22 protein-coding genes are annotated in these 23,895 nt (G+C 75.8%); 6 read left to right on the forward strand and 16 right to left on the reverse strand.

Annotation, left to right across the window (positions count from 1 at the left end; translation table 11 throughout):
- Positions 1–7 precede the first annotated feature (7 nt).
- From BLR12_RS05435 to BLR12_RS05445, 3 genes are all read right to left on the reverse strand, one after another.
- A complete protein-coding gene (locus BLR12_RS05435) occupies positions 8–2,566 on the reverse strand; it encodes an alpha/beta fold hydrolase (protein ID WP_255363315.1) in 2,559 nt (852 codons plus the stop codon).
- Entirely contained in the window at positions 2,563–3,588 is a 1,026-nt protein-coding gene (locus BLR12_RS05440; RefSeq protein ID WP_091374646.1) for a 3-oxoacyl-ACP synthase III, read from the reverse strand. Before BLR12_RS05440 ends, BLR12_RS05435 begins: the two co-directional genes overlap by 4 nt.
- 141 nt (positions 3,589–3,729) lie before the next feature.
- Positions 3,730–4,191: an Lrp/AsnC family transcriptional regulator gene (locus BLR12_RS05445; protein WP_255363316.1), complete on the reverse strand. Its 462-nt coding sequence runs from the start codon at positions 4,189–4,191 to the stop codon at positions 3,730–3,732.
- Positions 4,192–4,344: 153 nt separating this feature from the next.
- Between BLR12_RS05445 and rocD the strand changes: the two genes are divergently transcribed.
- The 4 genes from rocD (at position 4,345) to BLR12_RS05465 (ending at position 10,293) form a co-directional block, all read left to right on the forward strand.
- On the forward strand, positions 4,345–5,583 hold the full coding sequence (gene rocD, locus BLR12_RS05450; RefSeq protein WP_255363317.1) for an ornithine--oxo-acid transaminase: 1,239 nt from the start codon (positions 4,345–4,347) through the stop codon (positions 5,581–5,583).
- Positions 5,584–5,738: 155 nt separating this feature from the next.
- Positions 5,739–7,268: an aldehyde dehydrogenase family protein gene (locus BLR12_RS05455; protein ID WP_091376431.1), complete on the forward strand. Its 1,530-nt coding sequence runs from the start codon at positions 5,739–5,741 to the stop codon at positions 7,266–7,268.
- Between the two features lie 291 nt (positions 7,269–7,559).
- Complete coding sequence (locus BLR12_RS05460) at positions 7,560–8,735, forward strand: NAD(P)/FAD-dependent oxidoreductase (protein ID WP_091374652.1); 1,176 nt, start codon at positions 7,560–7,562, stop codon at positions 8,733–8,735.
- Between the two features lie 28 nt (positions 8,736–8,763).
- The gene (locus tag BLR12_RS05465) at positions 8,764–10,293 is read left to right on the forward strand and encodes an L-piperidine-6-carboxylate dehydrogenase (RefSeq protein WP_091374655.1); all 1,530 of its coding nucleotides are present in this window, start codon (positions 8,764–8,766) and stop codon (positions 10,291–10,293) included.
- Positions 10,294–10,302: 9 nt separating this feature from the next.
- Here BLR12_RS05465 and BLR12_RS05470 read toward each other — a convergent pair whose 3' ends face one another.
- The 3 genes from BLR12_RS05470 to BLR12_RS05480 form a co-directional block, all read right to left on the reverse strand.
- Entirely contained in the window at positions 10,303–11,487 is a 1,185-nt protein-coding gene (locus tag BLR12_RS05470) for a PP2C family protein-serine/threonine phosphatase (protein WP_091374658.1), read from the reverse strand.
- 108 nt (positions 11,488–11,595) lie between these two features.
- The gene (locus tag BLR12_RS05475; RefSeq protein WP_091374661.1) at positions 11,596–12,753 is read right to left on the reverse strand and encodes an acyl-CoA dehydrogenase family protein; all 1,158 of its coding nucleotides are present in this window, start codon (positions 12,751–12,753) and stop codon (positions 11,596–11,598) included.
- Positions 12,753–13,493, reverse strand: coding sequence for a VOC family protein (locus tag BLR12_RS05480; RefSeq protein WP_143018711.1), 741 nt, complete (start codon positions 13,491–13,493; stop codon positions 12,753–12,755). Before BLR12_RS05480 ends, BLR12_RS05475 begins: the two co-directional genes overlap by 1 nt.
- A gap of 94 nt (positions 13,494–13,587) precedes the next feature.
- On the opposite strand from BLR12_RS05480, the gene BLR12_RS05485 reads away from it, so the two are divergent.
- Together BLR12_RS05485 and BLR12_RS05490 are read left to right on the forward strand one after the other, a co-directional pair.
- Positions 13,588–14,910: an ATP-dependent 6-phosphofructokinase gene (locus BLR12_RS05485; protein WP_091374666.1), complete on the forward strand. Its 1,323-nt coding sequence runs from the start codon at positions 13,588–13,590 to the stop codon at positions 14,908–14,910.
- 142 nt (positions 14,911–15,052) lie between these two features.
- Positions 15,053–15,925, forward strand: a complete 873-nt coding sequence (locus BLR12_RS05490) for a GGDEF domain-containing protein (RefSeq protein ID WP_091376434.1) — start codon at positions 15,053–15,055, stop codon at positions 15,923–15,925.
- Between the two features lie 55 nt (positions 15,926–15,980).
- Here the strand turns inward: BLR12_RS05490 and BLR12_RS25035 are convergent, their stop codons facing one another.
- The 10 genes from BLR12_RS25035 to BLR12_RS05525 form a co-directional block, all read right to left on the reverse strand.
- On the reverse strand, positions 15,981–16,103 hold the full coding sequence (locus BLR12_RS25035) for a hypothetical protein (protein ID WP_255363318.1): 123 nt from the start codon (positions 16,101–16,103) through the stop codon (positions 15,981–15,983).
- Positions 16,104–16,289: 186 nt separating this feature from the next.
- Positions 16,290–17,027, reverse strand: a complete 738-nt coding sequence (locus BLR12_RS05495; RefSeq protein ID WP_091374670.1) for an ANTAR domain-containing protein — start codon at positions 17,025–17,027, stop codon at positions 16,290–16,292.
- 122 nt (positions 17,028–17,149) lie between these two features.
- Positions 17,150–18,925, reverse strand: coding sequence for a SpoIIE family protein phosphatase (locus BLR12_RS05500; protein WP_143018712.1), 1,776 nt, complete (start codon positions 18,923–18,925; stop codon positions 17,150–17,152).
- 184 nt (positions 18,926–19,109) lie between these two features.
- Positions 19,110–19,286, reverse strand: coding sequence for a hypothetical protein (locus BLR12_RS24320; protein WP_176832367.1), 177 nt, complete (start codon positions 19,284–19,286; stop codon positions 19,110–19,112).
- 43 nt (positions 19,287–19,329) lie between these two features.
- Entirely contained in the window at positions 19,330–19,470 is a 141-nt protein-coding gene (locus BLR12_RS24325) for a hypothetical protein (protein ID WP_176832368.1), read from the reverse strand.
- On the reverse strand, positions 19,467–20,660 hold the full coding sequence (locus BLR12_RS05505; protein ID WP_091374676.1) for a 3,4-dihydroxy-2-butanone-4-phosphate synthase: 1,194 nt from the start codon (positions 20,658–20,660) through the stop codon (positions 19,467–19,469). The genes BLR12_RS24325 and BLR12_RS05505 overlap by 4 nt, the downstream gene beginning before the upstream one ends.
- The gene (locus BLR12_RS05510; protein ID WP_255363319.1) at positions 20,657–22,120 is read right to left on the reverse strand and encodes an aldehyde dehydrogenase family protein; all 1,464 of its coding nucleotides are present in this window, start codon (positions 22,118–22,120) and stop codon (positions 20,657–20,659) included. The genes BLR12_RS05505 and BLR12_RS05510 overlap by 4 nt, the downstream gene beginning before the upstream one ends.
- A gap of 78 nt (positions 22,121–22,198) precedes the next feature.
- A complete protein-coding gene (locus BLR12_RS05515; protein WP_091374680.1) occupies positions 22,199–22,873 on the reverse strand; it encodes a GntR family transcriptional regulator in 675 nt (224 codons plus the stop codon).
- Positions 22,874–22,903: 30 nt separating this feature from the next.
- Entirely contained in the window at positions 22,904–23,407 is a 504-nt protein-coding gene (locus BLR12_RS05520) for a flavin reductase family protein (protein WP_091374684.1), read from the reverse strand.
- A gap of 28 nt (positions 23,408–23,435) precedes the next feature.
- Positions 23,436–23,867 carry an ester cyclase gene (locus BLR12_RS05525; protein WP_091374687.1) on the reverse strand — a complete coding sequence of 144 codons (432 nt, stop codon included), beginning with the start codon at positions 23,865–23,867 and terminating at the stop codon, positions 23,436–23,438.
- Positions 23,868–23,895: the final 28 nt, after the last annotated feature.

Genomic DNA, 23,895 nt, shown 5'->3' on the forward strand with positions numbered 1-23,895 from the left:
CGCACCCTCACGACCGGCCGGCCAGCACCCGCGCGGCCCGGCGGGCGACCTCCCCGCGGTCCACCTTCGACTGGTGCCGGACGTCCACCGGCAGCCGGCCGGCGAGGAGCACCGCGGCGACGTCGACGCCGGCGACCGCCCGCACGGCGTCGGCCAGGTCGGTGCCGGCGAGCCGCAGCCGGCCGGCCCGGCCGGAGCGCGCCGGGTCGGTGCCGTCCGCCACGACGACCACGACGACGACCTGCGTCCCGGCCGGGCCGACGCCGACGGCCGCGGCCGCCGACACCCCGGGGAGCTGCTCCACGCGCTGCTCGACGCCGACGGGCGTGACCGGTCCGGCGGCGGTGGTGACCACGTGCGGGAGGCGGCCCTCGACCCACAGCCGGCCCTCGGCGTCCAGGTGCCCGACGTCGCCGGTGCGGTGCCAGCCGGGGTCGCGGGACGTCGTGCGCTCCAGCGCCCACAGCGCGTCGTAGCGGTCCTTGACGTGCGCGGCCCGCACGCAGACCTCACCCACCACGCCGGCGCGGTCGGTCAGCGGACCGTCGGCGGTGCCGTCCGGGGAGAGCGGGCTGACCCGCACGTCCACGCCGGGCAGCGGCGGCCCCACGCAGACGCCCTCCCCGTCGCCGGCGGCCTCGATCCCGGCCAGCGACACGTCGGTCACCGGCAGCACCTCGGTCATCCCGTAGGGGGTGTGCGCGTCGGCGGCCGGCAGGACCTCCCGCAGCGAGCGCAGCAGGGCCGCCGGGACCGGCGCGCCGGCCGACATCAGCAGCCGGATCCGGGCCAGCGCCGCGCGCTGGTCGCCCGCGAGGTCCGGCGCGGTGGCCGCGACGCGCCGCAGCGCCGCGGGTGAGGCGAAGACGACCGTGGCGTCGACGGCGGCCGCGGCGTCGGCCAGCGCCGCCGCGGTCAGCGACCCGGGCGCGGTCACGTCGACGTCGGGGACCGCCGACCCGATGCCCAGCGCCGGCCCGAGGATCGCGAACGGGGCGAACGCCGCGACCAGCCGGTCGGTGCCGGTGAGGCCGTAGGCGGCCCGCACCAGCTCCAGCTGCGCGGCGGCCTGGCGGTGGGTGTAGACGACGCCCTTGGCCGGGCCGGTGGCGCCGGAGGTGAACAGCACGGCGCAGTCGGCGTCCACCGGGGGAGCGGCGGGGGCGGGCGCCGTCCGGCCGAGCGTCTCCAGGTCCTCCAGCGTCGAGGGAGCCCCGAGCGCGCGCAGCGCGGCCGCAGGGACCCGGCCGGCGGCGATCCGGGAGCCGGGCAGGCCCATCAGGCGCGCCGCGGCCAGCCCCGTCGCGCTGCCGACGACGGCGTCGACCCCGGCGCTGCGCAGCGCCCGCCGCATCCCGGCGAAGCCGAGCCCCTTGTCCGCGACCACGACCACCGCACCCGCGCGCCAGACGGCGTAGACCGCGGCGGTGAGGTCGGCCGATGGCTCCACGAGGAGCGCGACGCGGTGTCCCGGGCGGACGCCGGACGACGCCAGGCCGGCGGCCAGGTCCGCGACCCGCCGGGCCAGCCCGGACCAGGTCACCGTCGCGCCGCCGACCTCCACGACCGCGGGCGTGTCGTCGTCCGACCGCTCGTCCAGCGCCGACCACAGCCGGCGCCGGGCCCCGCCGGGCGGAGCCGGCCGTGCCGCCGCGGGGTCGTGCCCGGCGTCGAGGTCGGCCACCCACCGCACGACGGCGTCGGCGTACTGCGGGGCGTCCTCGGGCAGCAGGTGCGAGGCGCTCTCGTAGCGGTGCAGCCGGGCCCGGGGCAGCCGGCTGCGCAGGTCGGTCAGGTACCGCTCGCCGAAGACCGGGTCGCGCGGGCCCCACAGCAGCAGCGCCGGGACGTCGAGGGTGCGGATGCCCTCGGCGATCGCCTCCTGCACCGGGCGGGACGGGTGGCCGGGGGAGAACGGGATGTCGGCGACGAAGTCCCCGACGGCGCGTCGTCGCGCCGCCGACCGGTAGGGGGCGGCGAAGGCGTCCCGGACGTCGGCGGGCAGCGCCGGCCGGGACAGCGCCGTCGTCGCCCGGACGAACACCGGGGTGCCGACGGTGACCGCCGAGCGCACACCGGGGGCGTGGGCCAGCCGGATCAGCGCCGGGCCGAGGTCCCCCTCCGGCATGGCGACGGCGGTGTTGGCCAGGACGACGCCGCGCAGCTGCTCGCGGTGCTCCAGGGCCCAGCCGAGGGAGATGACCCCGCCCCAGTCGTGGCCGACGGTGACCACCGGGCCGGTGACCCCCAGCGCCGCCGTGAGGTCGCCGAGGTCGGTCACCCGCTGGCGCAGCGACCGCGGCCCGGGCAGCCGGTCGGAGAAGCCCATGCCGAGGTGGTCGGGGGCGACGACCCGCCAGCCGGGCGGCGCGGCGGCCACCAGCCGGCGCCACAGGTAGGACCAGGTCGGGTTGCCGTGGACGCACAGCAGCGTGCCGACCGGGTCGGGGACGCCGTTGTCGAGGACGTGCCAGCAGTGCTCCGCGCCGGTGTCGTCGGCGACGGTCACCGAGCGGGACCAGGCGGGGTCCAGACCGGGGAGGGCGGCCGGGGAGTCGGGCCTCACCAGGCGATCTCGAGGCAGGAGGCGTTCAGGCCCGACCCGATGCCCATGAGCAGCACCCGGTCGCCGTCGACGAGGGAGTCCTGCCGGTCGGCGAGGGTGAAGGGGACCGAGGCCGGGCCCAGGTTGCCGCGGGTCGGGAAGGTCGTGGGCACCAGCGCGGGGTCGATGGAGAACCGGTCGCACATCGCCTGGGTGTGCACCTTGGAGACCTGGTGGACGATGTAGCGGTCCATGCCGCCGGCCCAGTCGAAGTCGGCGGCGGCGTCCACCCACAGGTCCGCTGACAGGGCGAGCCCGGCGTCGAGCAGCCCCTTGAGGTCGGTCCGCATGAGGTCGTTGTCGCCGACGCACAGCTCGTGGTGCTCGCTGCCCGCCCGGCTGGCCGACCCGACGAGGCGGTGCCCCTCGGGGTGCTCGTCGGCGCGGCCCAGCACCATGGCGGCGGCGCCCGAGCCGAGGGTGAGCGTGGCGAACTGCGCCAGCACGTCCTTGGAGACGGTGCCCGGGCCGTTGAGCCGCTCGATGGTGCGCTCCTGGACCGGCCGCGAGTCCTCGCCGTTGACGACGAGGGCGTACTCGACCATCCCGGAGTCGATCATGGCGGCGGCCAGCTCCATGCCGTTGACGAACCCCAGGCAGGCGTTGGTCACGTCGAAGTTCTGGCAGGAGCGCGGCAGGCCCAGCGCGTGGTGCACCGCGACCGCGGTCGAGGGCTCCAGGTGCTTGCGGCTCACCGAGGTGTTCACCATCAGCCCGATGGCCGCCGGGTCGACGCCGCTCTCGCTGACGGCCTTGGCGCCGGCCGTCGCGGCGCCGTCGACGAAGGTGACGCCGTCGGCCCACCAGCGGCGCTCCCGGATGCCCGCGAGGCGCTCGAGCAGACCGGGCCGCAGCCCCACCCGCCGGTAGGTGTCGGCGAGTGCCTCGTCGAACGCGTCGGAGCTGATCACCTGGGAGGCGTCGGCGGTCTGCACGGCCAGGACGGCCGTGTTGGTGAACCGGTGTGTGGCGTTACCGCTCATCTGCTCGTATCAGTCCTCGATGGGGGAGTCGCTGGTCTGCGGCGGTCGGGTCGGGTCCGGACGTCCGGGAGCCGATACCCGGCCGACGCCCTGTGTACCCGGCGGGACGGGGGTGCCGGTCGCCACGGCACGGGGGCGCGCTCAGGGGCGGGCGCGGTCGATCAGCCGGGAGAGCACGACCTCGCTGCGGGTCTGGTGCACGTTGGGCTGCTGCCGGAGCCGCTCGATGGCCTCCTCCAGGTGCGGGATGTCGGCGGCCAGGATGTGCACCAGCGCGTCGGCGGAGCCGGTGACGCTCCACGCGCCGACGACCTCGGGCACCTTCTCCAGGCTGCGGCGCAGCTCCAGCGGGGACGGCGTCCCCTCCCAGTAGACCTCCACGTAGGCCTCGGTCGCCCAGCCGAGCACCTCGGGGTCGACCAGCGCGGTGAACCCGCGGATCACCCCCTCGGCGAGCAGCCGGTCGACGCGGCGCTTGACCGCCGGCGCCGACAGCCCGACCTCCGCGCCGACGACCGCGTAGGTGGCCCGCGCGTCGCGGGTCAGGCAGCCGATGATCTGCCGGTCGAGGGAGTCCAGCCGGTCCGCGGTCCTCTGCAACACACCGTGCACCGTAGCCGCACACGCGCAACGGATCGATGGCCGGAGCGCAACGGAGGTGCATTGATCGCGCCTCCCGGCGTCCCTAACCTCTGCCTTACACGGTCCCGGCCGGCCCGGCCGCGGTCCGAGGTCCGATCCGCGAGGAGGCCCCCCATGGTCACGGCGCAGCGCAGCGAGGGCCGGTTGTCCTCGAGCGGGCACACGGCGCTCACCAGCGCGGTCACCGCCCCCAACTACGCGCCGCTGCCGGTGGTCGTCGCCGAGGCCCGCGGGGCGTGGGTGACCGACGTCGAGGGACGGCGCTACCTCGACTGCCTGGCCGGGTACTCGGCGCTGAACTTCGGCCACGGGCACCCGGTGCTGCTGCGGGCGGCGCGCGAGCAGCTGGAGCGGGTGACGCTGACCAGCCGGGCCTTCTACAACGACCGCCTCGGGCCCTTCGCCCGCGACCTGGCCGCCCTCGCCGGGATGGACCAGGTGCTCCCGATGAACACCGGCGCCGAGGCGGTGGAGACGGCGATCAAGCTCAGCCGGCGCTGGGGCTACCAGGTGAAGGGCGTCCCGGCGGACCGGGCGCAGATCGTGGTCGCGGCGGGCAACTTCCACGGCCGGACCACCACGATCGTCAGCTTCTCCACCGACGACTCCGCGCGCGAGGGCTTCGGCCCGTTCACGCCGGGCTTCACCGTCGTCCCCTACGGCGACGCCGAGGCGCTGCGGGCCGCGCTCACCCCGGAGACGGTCGCGGTGCTCATCGAGCCGATCCAGGGCGAGGCCGGCGTCATCGTGCCGCCGCCGGGCTACCTGGCCGCGGTGCGGCAGGCCTGCACCGACGCCGGGGTGCTGCTCGTCGCCGACGAGGTGCAGTCCGGGCTCGGCCGGACCGGGGCCACCTTCGCCTGCGAGCTGGAGGGCGTCGTCCCCGACGTGTACCTGCTCGGCAAGGCCCTCGGCGGCGGCATCGTGCCGGTCTCGGCGGTGGTCTCCACCCGCGAGGTGCTGGGCGTCTTCACCCCCGGCAGCCACGGGTCGACGTTCGGCGGCAACCCGCTGGCGGCCGCGGTCGGGCACGCGGTGGTGGGCCTGCTGGAGACCGGCGAGTACCAGGAGCGGGCGGCCAAGCTCGGGGTGCACCTGCGGGACCGGCTCGAGGGCCTGGTCGGGCACGGCGTGCAGGCGGTGCGCAGCCGCGGTCTGTGGGCCGGCGTCGACATCGACCCCGGCCTGATGACCGGACGGGCGGCCTGCGAGGGGCTGGCCGGGCGCGGCGTGCTGGTCAAGGACACGCACGGGTCCACCATCCGGCTGGCGCCGCCGCTGGTGATCGAGCCCGAGGACGTCGACCGGGCGGTGGACGCCCTCGCCGCGGTCCTCGCCGGCGGAGGCCGCTGACCCGTCGCCGGCCGCGACCCCGGTCGAAAGGCGCACCCGAGCCCTCCGGCGGCGTCGTCCCCGGGGTCGCGTTCGGCACCGGTGGCGACGAGGGTGTGTCCGTGGGCTACGACCTGCGGTCCCCGGCCGGACACACACCCGCACAGGAGCAGACCATGACCGAGCACAGCGTCCTGAGCCCCCCCGCCGGCGAGTCGTCCCCGCCCACCCGGCTGATGCTCATCGGCGGGGACTGGGTGGCGGCCGCCGACGGCGGGTGGCGGGAGATCACCAGCCCCGCCCGGCGGGGCTCCGTCATCGCCCGCGTCCCGCGCGGCAACGCGACGGACGTCGACCGCGCCGTCGCCGCCGCCCGGGAGGCGTTCCCCGCCTGGCGCGACCTGCACTTCAAGGAGCGCCAGCGGGTGCTGCTGCGCATCGCCGACGCGCTCGAGGGCCGCGCCGAGGAGCTCGCCCGGGTCACCGCCGAGGACACCGGCAACGCGCTGCGCACCCAGGCGCGGCCGGAGGCGTCTCTGCTGGTGGACCTGTTCCGCTACTTCGGCGGGGTCGCCGGGGAGGTCAAGGGCACCACCCTGCCGGCCGGGGCGACCCAGCTGCAGTACACCCGGCAGGAGCCGCTCGGTGTGGTCGGCGCGATCCTGCCCTGGAACTCGCCGCTGATGATCGCCGGCTTCAAGGTCCCGGCCGCCCTGGCCGCGGGGAACACCATCGTGCTCAAGGCCGCCGAGGACGCGCCGCTGTCGATCCTGCTGATGGCGGAGATCTGCGAGGAGTCCCTGCCACCGGGCGTGCTCAACGTGGTCACCGGGACCGGCCGGGCCGCGGGCAACGCCCTGGTCGAGCACCCCGGCGTCGACAAGATCTCCTTCACCGGCTCCACCGAGGTCGGCCGCGGCATCGCCGGCAAGGCGGGGGAGCGGCTGGCCCACCTGTCCCTGGAGCTGGGCGGCAAGAACCCGTCGATCGTGTTCCCCGGTGCGGTGACCGACGAGCTCATCGAGGGGCTGGTGCTGTCCTCGCGGATCAGCCGGCAGGGCCAGAGCTGCACCGCCGGGTCCCGGCTGTTCCTGCACAGGGACGTCCACGACGAGGTGCTCGCCCGGCTGAGCGACCGGCTGGGGTCGATGCGGGTCGGGGACCCGCTGGACGAGGCCAGCGACATCGGCGCGGTGATCAACGAGACCCAGTTCGGCTCCATCCGCGAGTACCTGGAGGACGGGCTGGCCGACCCCGCGCTGCACGTCGAGACCGGTGGGTTGCCGCCGACCAGCGGGCCCCTCGCCGAGGGGTTCTACCACGTGCCCACGCTGTTCTCCGGGGGCGACAACAGCTTCCGCCTCGCCCGCGAGGAGATCTTCGGGCCCGTGGTCGTCGCCATCGCCTGGGACGACGTCGACGACGTCGTCGGCATGGCCAACGACACCGCCTACGGGCTGGGTGCCTACGTCTGGTGCCATGACATCGACCTGGCGATCACCACCGCGCACCGGCTCGAGGCGGGGTGGGTGCAGGTCAACCAGGGTGGCGGGCAGGTCGTCGGCCAGTCCTACGGCGGCTACAAGCAGAGCGGCATCGGCCGGGAGGTGTCCCTCGAGGGCATGATCGCCGGTTTCACCCAGACCAAGCAGGTCAACGTGCGCCTCGGCTCCACCGTCACCCCCGCCCCCAGGACGGGGCCCTGAGCACGCACCCGTCGCCGTGACGGCGGCGGACACCAGGCACCCGGGACGGGGACGTCGTCGACGACGCCGTCGCCCTGGCCACCGCCGCCCGGCGGCTGGCCCAGGACCGCGTCCTCGCCGCCATGCGGCTGCGCGGGCAGCTCCCGACGGACGCCCACCCGGAGCCGCTGCCGTGAGCCGGGTCCGGACAGGAGCTGGAGTGGAGGAGCGACGTAGCAGAGGTGGTCCCGTACCGCTGTCGACCACGACGATGACCGCACGCTGCAGCGTCCCCGTCCTCCGAGGACTGCGATGACCGATCCCCGCCGCCTTCCGGCGTCCGCCTCCGTCGTCGTCATCGGTGGCGGCGTGATGGGGCTCAGCACGGCCCACCACCTGGCGCGGGCGGGGGTGCGCGACGTCGTCCTGCTGGACAAGGGCGGGCTGGGCTCCGGGTCGACCTGCAAGGCGGCCGGCGGCGTCCGGGCGCAGTTCTCCGACCCGGTGAACATCGCGCTGAGAGCCCGCAGCCTGGAGACCTTCCGGGAGTTCCCCCGCCTGTTCGGCCAGGAGATCGACTTCCACGAGGTCGGCTACCTCTTCCTGCTCGACAGCCGGCCGGCCGTCACGGCCTTCGAGGCCAACGTCGCCCTGCAGAACGACCTCGGCGTCCCGAGCCGGGTGATCGGCGTCGACGAGGCCTGCCGCCTGTCGCCGCTGGTCTCGACCGACGGGCTGCTCGCCGCGGCCTACTCGCCGACCGACGGCCACTGCACCCCGGAGTCGGTGGTGCTCGGCTACGCGTCGGCGGCCCGCCGGGCGGGGGCCACGCTGCTGCCGCACTGCGCGGCCACCGGCATCGACGTCCGGGACGGGCAGGTCGTGGGTGTGCGGACCGAGGCGGGGACGATCCGCACCGACGCCGTGGTGTGTGCCGCCGGCGCGTGGTCGGCCGAGGTCGGCTCCTGGGCGGGGGTGGACCTCCCGGTCAGCCCGCTGCGCCGTCAGGTCCTGGTGACCGGGCCGGTGCCCGGCCTCGATCCCCGCACGCCGTTCACCGTCGACTTCGGCACCAGCCTCTACTTCCACGGCGAGGGCCACGGAGCGGGCCGGGGACTGCTCCTCGGCATGTCCGACCCCGACGAGACCCCCGGTTTCGCGCTCACCCGGTCCGACGGCTGGCTGCCCCGCCTGGGTGCGGCGATCGAACGTCGCGCGCCCGCGCTGGCGGAGGTCGGGATCGCCGGCGGGTGGGCGGGCCTGTACGAGACGACACCGGACCACAACGCCCTCATCGGCCGCGCCGACGCGGTCGAGGGCTTCCTCTACGCCACGGGCTTCTCCGGGCACGGTTTCCTCATGGGGCCGGCGGTGGGGGAGGTCGTGCGCGACCTGTACCTCGGCGCGGAGCCCTTCGTCGACGTCGGCGGCCTGAGCGCTGCGCGTTTCGCCGGCGTGGACGTCCGCCCCGAACTCACCATCGTCTGAGCACCACACCGAACCGAGGGAGCACTCCATGACGACCCTGCCCACCGCCGACGACCTCGGCCGTCTGGCCCGGGAGGCCGCCTCCCGGTGCGGCGTGGACCTCGACGCGTACGCCGGCGACCGGCCGGTGACCTCGCCGGTCAACGGCCGGCCGATCGCCTCGCTCCGCTGGCAGGACGCGGCCGACGTGGACGCCGCGGTCACCCGCGCGGGCCGGGCGTTCCGCGAGTGGCGGACCGTCCCCGCCCCGGTCCGGGGCCGGCTGGTGCGCCGCCTCGGTGAGCTGCTCCGGGAGCACCAGGAGGACCTCGGGACGCTGGTCAGCCTGGAGGTCGGCAAGATCACCTCCGAGGCCCGCGGGGAGGTCCAGGAGATGGTGGACATCTGCGAGTTCGCCGTCGGGCTCTCCCGCCAGCTCTACGGGCGGACGATCAGCTCCGAGCGCCCCGGCCACCGGCTGGCGGAGACCTGGCACCCGCTCGGCGTCGTGGGCGTGATCAGCGCGTTCAACTTCCCGGTGGCCGTCTGGTCGTGGAACACCGCGCTCGCCCTGGTCTGCGGTGACCCGGTGGTCTGGAAGCCCTCGGAGCTCGCGCCGCTGTCCGCGCTGGCCGCCGCTGCCCTGCTCGACCGGGCGATCGCGGAGGAGGGCGCGCCGGAGGGGCTCAGCCAGGTGGTCGTCGGCGGCCACGACGTCGGCGAGGCCCTCGTCGGCTCCCGCGGCGTCGCGCTGCTCAGCGCCACCGGTTCGACCCGCATGGGCCGGGCGGTCGGGCCGCGGGTCGCCGACCGGTTCGGCCGCTCGCTGCTGGAGCTCGGCGGCAACAACGCCGCCGTCGTGACGCCCTCCGCCGACCTGGACCTGACCACCCGGGGCGTCGTCTTCTCGGCGGCCGGCACGGCCGGGCAGCGCTGCACCACCCTGCGCCGGGTGATCGCCCACGTCGACGTCATCGACGAGCTGACCGACCGCGTCGCCGCCGCCTACCGGCGACTGCCCATCGGCTCGCCGCTCGCCGCGGGGACGCTCGTCGGCCCGCTCGTGCACGACGCGGCCCACAAGGCGATGCAGGACGCCCTCGAGGCCGCGCAGCAGCAGGGCGGCGAGCTCGTCGTCGGCGGGGGACGGCGCCTCGCCGACGAGGCGCCGGACGCGTACTACGTGGAGCCGGCGCTGGTGCGGATGCCCGGGCAGACCGACATCGTGCGCCAGGAGACCTTCGCGCCGGTCCTCTACGTGATGCCGTACCGGACGCTGGAGGAGGCGATCGCCCTGAACAACGACGTCCCGCAGGGGCTGTCGTCGAGCATCTTCACCGGCGACCAGGCCGAGGCCGAGCGGTTCCTCGCCGCCGACGGCTCCGACTGCGGCATCGTCAACGTCAACATCGGCACCTCCGGCGCCGAGATCGGCGGGGCCTTCGGCGGGGAGAAGGAGACCGGCGGTGGCCGCGAGTCCGGCTCGGACGCGTGGCGCGGCTACATGCGCCGCGCGACCAACACGGTCAACTACTCGGGCGAGCTGCCCCTGGCCCAGGGGGTGCAGTTCACGGTCTGACCGCGGCGGTCAGGAGGGCACCACCCGGTGGCCGCCGCCGGTGAGCCACTCCAGGACGACGATGCTGGCGTCGTCCTGGAGCCGGCCGGCCTGGTGGTCGAGGACCTGGTGCATCAGCCGCCGGACCGTCTCCGGCGCGGGCTGGCCGGCGGCCACGGCCGCGCTGACGAGGTCGGCCAGCCGCTGCTCCCCGAAGAACTCCCCGCCCGGGGAGCGGGCCTCGGTGATGCCGTCGGTGTACAGCAGCAGCCGGTCGCCGGGCTCCAGCCGGGTCTCGCAGCCGGCCGGCCTGCCCTCCTGCAGACCCAGCGGCCGGGACGGCGGGCAGGCCGGGAGCCGCACCAGCGACGTGCCGCGCAGGATGAGCGGCTCGGGGTGGCCGGCGTTGATCCACCGCAGCCGGCCGGTGCCGAGGTCCAGGCGGGCGAGCACGGCGGTGGCGAACCGGCTGGCGCCGAGCTGGCCGGCGATGGCCGCGTCGACCGCGACGGCGATGTCGGGCAGGTCGAGGCCGTGGCGGCGGGCGTGCCGGTAGGCGCTGATCGCGACGCCGGCCAGCACCGCGGCCGGCAGCCCGTGCCCGACGGAGTCGACGACCAGCAGCTCCGCGGTGTCGCCGTTGACCGCGTAGTCGAAGGAGTCACCGCCGATGTCGTAGGCCGGCTCCAGCCCGCCGGTGATGACGACCCGGTCGGTGCCGAAGGACAGCGGCGGCAGCAGCTCCCACTGCATCTCCGCGGCCAGCGACAGGGCCCGCCGGCGGCGCAGCCGGGAGAACACGTCGCTGTAGGCGTCGCGCACCACGAGCAGCTCGGCGGTGAGGGTGACGAACGCCCAGAGGGAGTCCCGCAGGTCGTCGGTCGGCTCCTCGGGCAGCAGCAGTTCGGCGACGCCGAGGCGCTCCACGCCGTCCAGCAGCGGCATCCACAGCCGGTGGCCGTGCTCCCCGGCGCTGCCGAGCACCTCGACCCGCTGGAAGGCCCGCCCGGCCAGCGTGCCCTCGATCGACAGCTCGGGTCGCTCGGGCACGCCGGCGCCGGGCACGGGGAGCAGCGTGGCCTGCTCGTAGTCGGCCAGGTAGAGCACCGTCTCCCGGACACCGAGCCGGGCGGCCTCGGCGGCCACGGTCGCGGCGAGCTCGTCGGGCGCCAGCAGGTGGCACGCCAGCAGCAGCGACCTCAGCGCATCCGGCACCGCGACCGTCCTCCCGCTCGGCCCGTCGTGACGCGCAGGACGCTACCGACCCCCACCGGGGACGAGCCGGTCCGCCGTCGCAGGGCCGGGTGGTCGTCCGACCCCGGCTCAGTACGAGCGCGGGAGCCCGAGCACCCGGGTGGCGACGAAGGCCTTGACCATGTTGTTGCCGACCGGGGCCACCCGGTAGAGCCGGGTCTCGCGGAACTTGCGCTCGACGTCGTACTCGTCGACGAAGCCGTTGCCGCCGTGCGTGTCGAGGGCGGCGTTCGCGGCGGCCCAGCTCGCTTCCGCGGCGAGGTGCTTGGCCATGTTGGCCTCGGCGCCGCACGGCTCGCCCGCGTCGAACAGCCGGGCGGCCTCGTACCGCATCAGGTCCGCCGCCCGCACCTGCATGTAGGCGTCGGCCAGCGGGAACGCGACGCCCTGGTTCGCGCCGATCGGGCGGCCGAACACCTCGCGCGTGCTCGCGTAGGCGACGGCCCGCTCGACGAACCAGTAGCCGTCGCCGATCGCCTCGGCGGCGAGCAGGACGCGCTCGGCGTTCCAGCCGTCGACGACGTGGCGGAAGCCGGCGTCGACCTCGCCGACGACGTGGTCGGCGGGCACCCGCAGGCCGCGGTAGGTCACCTGGTTGGTGGCGTAGTTGAACATCGTGCGCACCGGCACGACCTCGAGGGCCTCCGGCTGCTCGGCGCGCACGCGGCGCAGGTCGACGAGGAACAAGGTGAGCCCGCGGGTCCGGTCCGCGGCCCGCTCGGCGGTGCGGGCGAGGACGAGCGCGAGGTCGGACTCGGCGATCCGGCTGGTCCAGTTCTTGTGCCCGTCGAGCACGTAGTCGGCGCCGTCCCGGGTCGCGGTGGTGGCGATGGCGGTGGTGTCCGAGCCGGCGGCGGCCTCGGTGATCGAGAAGGCCTGCAGCCGCAGCTCGCCCCGGGCGATCGGCGGCAGGTACGCGTCCTTGAGCCGGTCGCTGCCGTGCCGCAGGAGCGCGCCCATCGTGTACAGCTGCGCGTGGCACGCGGCGGAGTGCCCGCCGGAGCGGTTGATCTCCTCCACGACCACCGACGCCTCGGTCACGCCCAGCCCGCCGCCGCCGTACTCCGTCGGGACGAGCACCGACAGCAGGCCGGCCGCGGTGAGGGTGTCGACGAACTCCTGCGGATAGCGGCGGTCGCGGTCGGTCTCCCGCCAGTACTCGTCGGGGAACCCGGCGCACAGCGCACGCGTGCGCTCCCGCAGGGCGTCGAGGCCGGGCCGGTCCATCAGCGGTCCGGGTCGTTCCGGGTCACGCAGAACGGCAGGCCCACCGGGTCCGCCAGCGCCACGAACCCCTCGCCCGGCCACAGCACCCGGGCACCCAGCGCCTGCACCCGGGCGACCTCGGCACCGAGGTCGTCGGTACCCAGGTCCAGGTGGGCGCGCGCCCGCGTGCCCCCGTCGTCGGGGCCGAGCCGCTGGACCAGCAGCTGCAGCGCGCTCTCCGCCCGGTGCACCAGCCGGGAGGACCCGGGCGCGTCGGCCGGTTCGTCGGCCCACCCCGTGGCGGCCCGCCAGAAGTCCCGCTCGCCGTCGTGCTGCCGCGCGGGGACGTCGACGCACAGCTGCACCGGCCGGCTGCGGTGCCCGCCGGGCCAGACCGCGGCGCCGGGACGCCGGTGCGGCCGGGACTCGTCGCACACGCAGAACGGCAGGCCGGCCGGCGAGGTCATCGCCTGCCACCCGTCGCCGCGGTACCCGCGGACCGCGCCCAGCCGCTCCAGGCGGGCGACGTCGGCGGCCGGGTCGCCGAGCAGGTCCAGGTGCACCCGCGGCACGTGATCGACGGTCTGCACGTGCAGGTACGGCGCCCCGGACGGCGGGGTGAGCGACACGAACTCCGGGTGCCCGGGCCACGGGTCCCCGGGCGGCCAGCCGGTCACGGCGGACCAGAACGCCCGCGCCGTCCCGGCGTGTTCGGCCGGCACGTCGACGAAGGCGTGCACCCACGCGGTCGGACCCGGCACGCCGACGAGGCTGGCACACCCGCCGCCGGTCCGCCGGGCGGCGGGCCCGCGGGTGGTCGCGGGGGCGCCGCCGGGGTGTGGCAGCGTTCCGGGCATGGTCGGACACGAGGACCTCGCCGTGCGCACGCTCGGACCCTGCCGGATCGACTCCCCGCTCGCCTCCCGGCTCAGCGCGCGGGAGACGACCCAGCACTCGGTCGTGGAGGAGGACCGGATCCTCTTCGACGACACCCTCTCCATGGCCGGTGCCCGCGGCCTGCCCGTCGAGCAGCTGCCGAGCCTGGAGCCCGGCGGCCCCCGGAAGAAGATCTACTTCGACCCGGCCAAGACCCGCGTCGGGATCGTCACCTGCGGTGGCCTGTGCCCCGGCCTGAACGACGTCATCCGCGGGCTGGTGCTCGAGCTCTCCCGGCACTACGGGGTGCGGCGCATCGTCGGCTTCCGCAACGGCTACCGCGGCTTCGTCCCGCGGTACGGCGAGGACGTCGTCGACCTCACCCCGGAGGTCGTCATGCACATCGACGACGAGGGCGGCACGATCCTCGGCACCTCCCGCGGGCAGCAGGACCCCGAGGAGGTCGTCGACGCCCTCGAGCGGCTCAACATCAACATCCTGTTCGTCATCGGCGGGGACGGCACGATCCGCGGGGCGATGGACGTCGTCCGCGTGGTGGGGGAGCGGGGGCTGAAGGTCGCCGTGGTCGGAGTCCCGAAGACCATCGACAACGACATCCCCTACATCGACCAGAGCTTCGGCTTCCAGACCGCGATGGCCGAGGCGACCAAGTCCATCCACGCGGCCAGCGTCGAGGCCCGCTCCGCGCCCGGCGGGATCGGCCTGGTCAAGCTCATGGGCCGGCACTCGGGTTTCATCGCCTGCTACTCGACCCTGGCCAAGGACGACGCCGACTACGTCCTCATCCCCGAGGTGCCCTTCGCCCTGGACGGCGAGCGGGGCTTCCTGGAGCACCTGCGCCGCCGGGTGGCCGAGCGCGGGCACGCCGTGGTGGTCGTGGCCGAGGGCGCCGGGCAGGAGCACGTCGAGGCGGAGGAGCCGGGCACCGACGCGTCGGGCAACGTCCGCCTCGGCGACATCGGCCGGCTGCTGCGCAAGAAGGTGATCGAGCACCTGGACGCCGCCGGGGTGGAGAACAACGTCCGGTACTTCGACCCCAGCTACGCGATCCGCAGCGTGCCGGCCAACCCCTACGACAGCGCCTACTGCCTGCGCCTCGCCCACGCCGCCGTGCACGCCGCGATGGCCGGGCGCACGGAGGTCATCGTCGCGCGCCGGCGGCGGCGGTTCGTGCACATGCCCATGCCGCTGGCGGTCAGCCGGCGCAACCACGTCGACCCGCTGGGCGACCTGTGGATGTCGGTGCTGGAGGCCACCGGGCAGCCGGTGCGCTTCGAGTGACCCCGCCGGCGGGGCCGTTCCGTGGTCACCCTCCAGTACGGTCACGGCCCCGGTCTCGCCGGGGATCGTCGTACGGGGGAGGGGCATGGGTGGTCGGTCGCCGGGGAACCAGCAGGTGGTGTCCCAGTCGGGTGACGTCACGATGACCACCGCGCAGGCCGGTTTCCTGCACGCGGCCTTCGTGCACGCGCCCATGGGCATGGCCGTCACGACGGTCGACGGCGTCCTGGTCGAGGTCAACCTGGCCCTCGGTCAGCTGCTGGGCCAGGAGCCCCGCCGTCTGCCCGGCCGGTCGCTGTTCGACCTGACGCACCCGGACGACGTCGACGGTGCGCGCCGGTCCTGCGACGCCCTGCAGGTCCACCGCAGCTCCCGCTGGCGCCACGAGTGCCGGTTCCTGCGCCTGGACGGCGGGCACGTGCCGGTGCAGGTCACGACGTCGTGGGTGGACGCCCGGGATGGCCAGCCGGACCACCTGGTCATGGTCATCGAGGACATCGGGGACCGGAAGGCCGTCGAGGCGGGGTTGCGCCACCAGGCGGTGCACGACCCGCTGACCGGGCTGCCCAACCGGCTGCTGTTCCGTGACCGCCTGCAGCACGCGCTGGAACGGGGGCACCGGGAGGGCACCGAGACCTGCGTGCTCATGATCGACCTGGACGACTTCAAGGCGGTCAACGACCGGTTCGGGCACCAGGTGGGCGACCAGGTGCTGGCCGCGTTCGCCGACCGGCTCACCGCTGCGCTGCGCGCCAGCGACACCGCGGCGCGCCTCGGCGGTGACGAGTTCGCCGTCATCTGCGAGCGGAGCGCCCCGCACGACGCGGAGGCCCTCGTCGACCGGCTGCACGCGCTGCTGGAGCAGCCCCTGGACCTGGACGGCACGCCGGTGACGGTCCGCTGCTCCATCGGGCTGGGTCACGTGCGCGGCGGGATGGACCCGTCCGTGGGGGCGCAGCTGATCGGGGACGCCGACCGGCGGATGTACGCCAACAAGCGCCGCCGCCGCGCCTGACACCGGCCGCGACGGACGCCTGGCGCCGGCCGGCGTCCCCGGACGGCTCAGGCGCTCAGGCCGGAGGAGGCGGGTCCCCGCCTCGCCGTCCCCGGTGGTGCGGAACGCGAAAGGCCTCCTCCAGCGCGGCCCGGTACTGCTCGGCCTCCTCCTCGGTGATCTCCCCGGTGGCGAGCACGGTGTCGATCGCGGGGAGGTGCGGCCCGCGAGCTGCGGCGCCGTGCCGTCCTGACCGCCCGCCCGGGACCCGAGGCGGTGATCAGCTGAGCTGATCACCGCAGGTCCTGGCTCGCCACTGGTCGTGAGCCAGGACCCTCGACAGTGAGCTCAGCTGATCATCGCAGGACCGGGCGGGCCGCCCTGGTCAGCGGTCGCTGCCCTCGCCGGCGCTCAGCCGCTCGGGCTCGAGGCGTCGCTCGACCAGGTCGGCGGCGACGTCGTCGGCGGTCCGATCCGCGGCGTAGGCGTGGCCGCGCAGCAGCGCGAGGGCGTCCTCGGCGGGCACCTCGAGGGCGACCACGAGCATGCCCACGGCCCGCCACAGCCGGCCACGCCGCTGCGCGTCCGGGGTGTCCACCCAGTCGGGCGTCTCGGTCGGGGTCCACGCCGACCAGTCGGCCGCCGCGGCGAGGTGGTCGGCGACGAGCTCGGCGACGCACCGGGCGTCCAGGGCGTTGACGGCGGTCGCGCCACCGGGGTCGGCGCAGTAGAGGTCCATGCCGCCGACGCCCCGGAGCCGGCCGCGCAGCGAGAGGGCCAGCACGCTGCGCAGCGGCGTGCGGGTGACCAGCAGGTCGTGGAAGACCGGCCACCGGCGCGCCAGGAGCTCCTCGGTGGCGAACACCGGCAGCCCGGACTCCGCCGCGAGCAGGCACGGCCCGCTGCCGGCGGTGAACTGCAGCCGCTCGGCGGTGCTGGCGACGTCGCTGCTGGCCGCCAGCGGCGTCCGCAGCCCCGGCTCGCCGTGGATGCTCAGCCCGACCCCCTCGACCGGGAGCACCGCCGCGGCAGCGGTGGCCAGCCGCACGGCGAGCAGGTCGGGGTCGTCGGGACCGCTGCAGCGGCTGTCCAGCGCCTCGGCGAAGCGGATGGCGATGTCCACGGGGTGCCTCTCGACGTCCCGCGGTGCGGACGGGCGACCGCGAGCGGGCTCGGAGGGGACCTGCCCGCGCCGCTCCGCCCGAAACCCGCCGGCCGCCGCGGTGGGTCCGGGAGCGGCGCGGCTCAGCCGCCGGCCGTGCGGTCCGGCCGGTCCTGCGGGTGGGCGCGCACGGCGATGAGCGCGACGTCGTCGGCGGCTCCGTCCGGTGGGAGCAGCCGGGCGAGCAGGTGGTCGCACAGCTCGTCCAGGGACAGGCCGGCCGCGTCCCGCAGTGCGCTCGTCAGGGCGGCGAGGCCGGCGTCCAGGTCGCGGTCCCGCCGTTCGATGAGCCCGTCGGTGAACAGCAGCAGCGTGCCGGACGCCGGCAGGACGACGTCGTGCTCCGGGCGGTCCCGGTCGTGGCCGACGCCGAGGGGGAGGCCGGGCGCCCCGGTCAGGGACCGCACCTCCCCGCCGGCGGTGAGCAGCACCGGCGGCGGGTGCCCGGCGCTGGCCCAGCGCACGCGGTGGGTGCGGGCGGGCCGGCCGGGATCGGCGTGCCCGACCTGCGCGACGAGGGCGGTGGCGAACACCTGCCGGTCCATGGTGTGCACGGCGTCGTCGACCAGGCGCAGGACGGCCGCCGGGCCGTTGCTGCCGTCGTGACCGGCCATCCGGACCATGGTGCGCAGGCGGCCCATGGTGGCGGCGGCGCGGACGTCGTGGCCGGCCACGTCGCCGATGACCAGGTTCGTGGTGCCGCTGCCGTCGACGTAGGCGTCGTACCAGTCACCGCCGACCAGCTGGCTGGGGCCGGCCGGCCGGTAGCGGGCGGCGAGCTGGAGGGAGTCGGGCTGGGGGAGCGCCTCGGGGAGCAGGGCCTGCTGCAGGTGCAGGGAGACGGTGCGCTGCCGGGCGTGCGCGAGCGCGTTGTCCAGGGCCAGCGCGGCGCGGTCGGCGATCGCCTCCACCAGGACCAGGTCCTCGGCGTCGTAGGGCGTCGCCCCCAGCAGCCGGACGACGGTGAGGACGGCGATCAGCTCGCCCCGCGCGCGGAGCGGCACGGTGATGCTGCTGTCCCCGCCGGTCTGCTCCACCACGAGCCGCCGCTCGGGGGTGAGCTCCGGTTGGGCCGAGAGGGAGCGCACGATCTGCGACCTGCCGGTCAGCGCGACCTGGCCGGGACCGTCGCCGCTGCCGGCGTGCCGGTCCACGGACCTGACGGCCGTGTCCAGACGGCCCTGCAGCGCAGGGTCGCGGTGCAGCGTCACGGCCGGGACCAGGACGCCGCCGCGGCCGACGGTGTGGATGTGCGTGTAGTCGCCCAGCGCCGGGACCGCCAGGTGGGCGATCGCGGCCCAGACGGCGTCCAGCTCCAGCCCGGCCGTGAGCAGCTCGCCGATCCGGGCGAAGAACCGGGCCCGCTCCCGCTCCTGCCGGGCCACCTGCAGCGCGTCGTCGGCGCGGACGACGGCGGCGCGCAGGGCGACCTCGCGGCTGGCGACCGCCGCCAGGTCCTCCAGGATCCGCACGTCGTCCTCGCTCCAGACGTGCACCTCGGTGTCGACCACGCACAGGGTGCCCATCACCTGGTCGTCGGGGGTGCGCACCGGGAAGCCGGCCCACGCCACCACGCCCATCGACCCGATGGACGGGTTGTGCCGGGTGCGCTCGTCGGTCCGCACGTCGCTGAGCACCAGCGGCTCCCCGCGGTCGACGACGTACTGGCAGAACGACTCCTGCAGCGTGTTCTGGCGGGGGCCGCCCTCGGCGATGCCCAGGCGGCTCTTCCAGAACGACCGCTCGTCGTCGACGACGGTGAGGAACGCGAACGGCGTCCCGAGCAGCCGGCGGGCGAGCCCGGTCAGCCGGTCGAAGGACTCCTCGGCCGCCGTGTCCAGCAGGCCCGTGGCGCGCACGGCGTCGAGCCGCTGCCGCGAGTGCGCTCCGTGGCCGGTGCCGGGGGTCCCGTCGTTGCGCAGTGTCCGTCCTCCCGACGCGTGGCCGTGGACCCGAGGTCGCCGGCGCAGCCTGTGCCGCCTCACGGTAACGCCGTTCCGGCGCGTGCAGACGGTGCGCGTCAGGGTGCGGGCGGGGAGGCGGTCACTGCGTGGGCGGGGGGACCGGCTCCTCCAGCCGGTCCCAGCTGTGGTGGCTGAACACGGTCTTGCTGCCGGCGGCGTCGTACACGACGAGGTGACCCGTGGCGGTGAAGCTGAAGCGGGCGTCGTCGCCGTAGCGGATCACTTCACCGTCGGATCGGTGCAGGTCGAAGGCCATCCCCGAAGCGTGGCACGAGGAGCGGTCCGCGGCGGCCCGCGGCTCAGCCGACCCGGTACCCGGCGTCGTCCACCGCGGCGGCGGTCTCCTCGGCCGCGCCGCCCCCGCAGGCGGGGAGGGCGAGGGCGGCGACCAGGGGCCGGAGCAGTCGGGATCGGTGGGAGCGGGACGAGGGCGCGCTCACCCGGACCGGTCGGCCGCCTCCACCGGCCGGTGCCACGACGCCGTCGCACCGCACGCGTCCGGACGGCCGCGCACCGACCGCCGGCTGCGGACACCGAGGTCGCGCAGGATCTGCCCGCCGACGCCGTCGTCGGGCCGCGCCGCGGCGCACGACGGGTCGTCCGCGCCCCGGTGCGGACGGGGGAGGACCCCGCGGGGGAGTCCGGCTCCCGGCTCGCCCCGGACGTAGACGACGACCCCGCGGCCGGCCTCGGCGATCCCGGCCAGCGCCGCCTGCAGCCGACCGCCGCAGCCGCACCGGGCCGAGCCGAGGACGTCGCCCGCGAGGCACTCGTGGTGGACGTGCACCGGGACGTCGTCGCCGTCGCCGATCTCCCCGTGGACGAGCGCCAGGTGCTCCCGGCCGTCGAGGCGGCCGCGGTAGCCCACGGCGGTGAACCGGCCGGCGCCCAGGGGCAGCGAGGTCTCCGCGCCCCGCTCGACGAGCGTCTCGACCTGCGTGCGGTGGGCCACCAGGTCGCCGACGCCGACGAGCGCCAGGCCGTGCTCACGGGCGAAGGCGGCGAGCTCGGCGCCGCTGGCCGTCCTCCGCGGGTCGGCCGGGCTGACCAGGTCGCAGAGGGCACCGGCCGGGTGCAGCCCGGCGAGGACGGCGAGGTCCACCGCCGCCTCCGCCCGGCCCCGGCGGGCCAGCACACCCCCGGGCCGCGCGCGCAGGGGGACGACGTGTCCCGGCCGCACCAGGTCGGCGGCGTCGGTGTCCGGCGCGGCCAGCAGCCGGATCGTCCGGGCCCGGTCCGCGGCCGAGATGCCGGTGCCGACCCCGTCGCGGGCGTCGACAGCCACGCACTGCGCCGCGGCGGGGCGGTCCCCGTCGCGGCCGGCCAGCAGCGGCAGGTCGAGCCGGTCGGCGTCGTCCCCTGTCACGGCCACGCAGAGGAAGCCGGAGGTGTGCCGGACGACGAACGCGACCGCCTCCGGGGTGGCCAGGCCCGCGGCGAGGACGAGGGCGCCGCCGTCCTCGTCGTCGACCAGCGCGACCGGCCGGCCGGCCGCGAGGTCGGCCAGCGCCGCCCGGACCCGCTCGCCGCCGGCCGGCGCCGGCCACGGGGTCGCGTGCCGCAGCGCGGCCACCGTCGCGTCGCGGCGGCGGGCCGGCAGGACGGCGGCCGCGTGCGGCTCGGCGGTCACAGGGCCACCCCGGAGAGGACCAGGACCCGCGGTTCGGTGTAGTCCTCCATGGCCGAGCGCACGCCCTCGCGTCCGATGCCGGACTCCTTCACCCCGCCGTAGGGCATCTGCTCGGCGCGGAAGGTGGGCACGTCGCCGACCACCACGCCGCCGACCTCCAGCTCCCGGTGGGCACGGAAGGCCACGGCGATGTCGCGGGTGAACACGCCGGCCTGCAGGCCGAACCGGGAGTCGTCGACGCGGGCGAGGCCGTCGTCCACGCCGTCGACGGGGGTGACCGCCAGCACCGGGCCGAAGACCTCCTGGCAGGACACCGCCGACCCCGGCGCGACGTCGGCGAGGACGGTCGGCGTCACGACGCTGCCGGTCCGGGAGCCGCCGACCAGCACCCGGGCGCCCTCGCGCACGGCCTCCTCGACCCACGACGCGACCCGGTGCGCGGCGGCCTCGTCGATGAGCGGGCCGACGTCGGTGGCCTCGTCCCACGGGTCGCCGACCGCCAGCTCGCCGACGGCCGCCACGAGCAGCTCGACGAACCGCGGGTACAGCGCCCGGTCGACGAACACCCGCTGCACCGCGATGCAGGACTGCCCGCCCTGGTAGTTGGCGCACAGGGCCACCCGCCGCGCGGCGAGGGCCAGGTCGGCCTCGCCCGCCCAGTCGGGGCAGACCAGCACCGCGGCGTTGCCGCCGAGCTCCAGCGCGACGTGCTTGCGGGGCACGGCGTCGCGGATGCGCCAGCCCACCGGCCCCGACCCGGTGAAGGACACGACCGGGAGCCGGGGGTCGGCGACGAGCCGGGCGGCCTCCTCGTTCGGGACGGTGACGACCGCGAAGGCCCCCGCCGGCAGGTCGCACTCGGCGACGAGCTCGGCGAGCAGCAGCGCGCTCAGCGGCGTCTTCGGCGCCGGCTTGAGGACGACGGGGGCGCCGACCGCCAGCGCGGGCGCGACCTTGTGCGCCACCAGGTTCAGCGGGAAGTTGAACGGGGTGATGCCCAGCACCGGCCCGCGGGGGGCGCGGCGGACCAGGGCGAGGCGTCCGGTCGAGCCGGGGTCGGTGTCCAGCCGCTGCAGCTCACCGGACCAGCGCAGCGCCTCCTCGGCGGCCCACCGGAAGGTCACGGCCGCCCGCTCCACCTCGGCGCGGGCCCACCGGATCGGCTTGCCGCTCTCGCGGGTGATCGTGGCGGCGAACTCGTCGAGGCGCTCGAGCAGGCGGGTGGCGACGTGCCGGAGGGCGTCGGCACGCCGGTGCGCGGGCAGCGCGGCGAGCTCCCGGCGCACCGCCCACGCCGCGGCCACGGCCCGTTCGACGTCGTCCGGGCCGGTGTGCGAGACGGTGGCGACCACCTCGCCGGTCCAGGGGTCGTGCACCGGGAACGGGTCGACCCCGCCGACCGGCTCGCCGCACACCCACGAGCCGGGGGTCACCGCGGTCACCTCGGCCTGCGCGGTCACGGCGCCCACTCCTGCGGGGCGCCGGCGGGGCGGGGGTCGTGCATGTCTGTCTCCTCCTGGAGGGGGTGCGGGGACGGCTCAGCGGGGGAGCGGCAGGCGGGCGAGCACGGCCTGCCGGCTGGCGCGGACGTGCTCGCGCATGACCCGCTCCGCGCTGTCGCCGTCCTTGGCGGCGATCAGCTCGACCACCCGGTGGTGCTCCTGGTCGGACTGGGCCGGCCGGCCGGGCTGGCTGAGGGAGGTGGTGACCAGCCGCGGGTAGGCGAGCTGGTTCATGAGGGTGCGGTAGTGCGCCTCGAGCTTGCGGTTGTCCGAGCCGACGATGAGCAGGTCGTGGAACTCCTGCACCAGCTCGGCGTAGCGGGCGGTGTCGTCCCGCTGGACCGCGGCGTCGGCCTCGCGGAGGTTCTCCTCCAGCCGGTCGAGCTCCGGGACGCGGCCGCGCTGCGCCAGCAGCCGCGCGGCCGCGCCCTCGAGCAGTTCCTTCATCTCGAACAGCTCGGTGATCTCGCGGCGCGAGGGGGTGGTGACGAAGGTGCCCACCCGCGGGCGGATCTCGACCAGGCCTTCGGTCTGCAGCTGCTTGAACGCCTCGCGGACGGGGGTGCGGCTGACGCCGAACTCCTCGGCCAGCGCGAGCTCGGAGAGGTTGACGTCGGGCGGGAGGTCCCCGCTGATGATGCGGCGGCGCATCTCGGCGATGACCCGGGCCTGGATGCTCCCGTTGCCCGCCCCGTCCATGACCTGGCTCATCTGTCTCCCCCCGTCGGTGGACCGGCCGCGTCAGGCCAGCTCGGTCAGCTCGCCGCCGTCGAAGAACCGGCCGGCGCTGTAGATCATCGGTGGGGTGTCGGTGACCCGGGCGTCCACCACGCGGCAGATGAACACCGTGTGCGTGCTCGCCTGCAGCCGCTCGCGGATCTCCACCTCCATCTGCGCGCTGCTGCGCGCCAGCAGCGGGCTGCCGAAGGGGCCCGGCGCCCAGTCCAGGCCGGCGAACTTGTCCGGGGACTTGCCCGCGAACCGGGTGACGACGTCGAGCTGGTCGGTGGAGAGGATGTTGACCGCCAGGTGACCGGCCCGGAACAGGCAGTCGTGGGTGCCCGACGTGCGCTGCACGCACACCATCACCGTCGGCGGCTCCAGCGAGACGCTGGCGAACGCGTTCACCGCCAGGCCCCGGGGGACCCCGCCGTCCATCGTGGTCACCACGGTGACGCCGGTGACGAAGCGCCGGTTGACCTGCTTGACCAGGTCGCTGTCGAGGGTGCTGGTCGGAGTGGTCACGAGACCTCCTGTGCCGGTGGGCGGGACCTCATCGGTCCTGCCCGACGCTGATGATGCCGAGCGCGGTGAGCAGGGCGCGGGGGTCCCAGGTGACCTGCTCCTCGACGATCCGGTCCCCCTCGAAGCGGGCGAAGGTCGCCCCGCCGACCTCGACCTGCCGGTGCGTGGGCGGCACGCCGAGGAACGGGCCGTCGTGCCGGCCGGTGGTGTGCCAGCGCACCGCGGCGCGGTCGCCCTCGACGACGACCTCGTCGATCGTCGTCACCAGGTCGGGGAAGGCCTGGCGGGTGGTGACGATCGAGGCCTTGAAGGTGGCGAGGTCCTGACCGGCGTCGCTCCCACCGCCGTGGCGCCGGTAGTCCGGGCTCAGCAGCGTGTCCAGCGCGTCGACGTCGCCGTGGTCCCAGGCGGCGGCCCAGGTCTCGGTGATCGCCTTCCGGCGGGCGTCGGGGTCGCTCACGGTGTCCTCCTCTGCTCGGGTCCTGCGG

The organism is Geodermatophilus sp. DSM 45219 (genome assembly GCF_900104025.1).
Classification (GTDB): domain Bacteria; phylum Actinomycetota; class Actinomycetes; order Mycobacteriales; family Geodermatophilaceae; genus Geodermatophilus.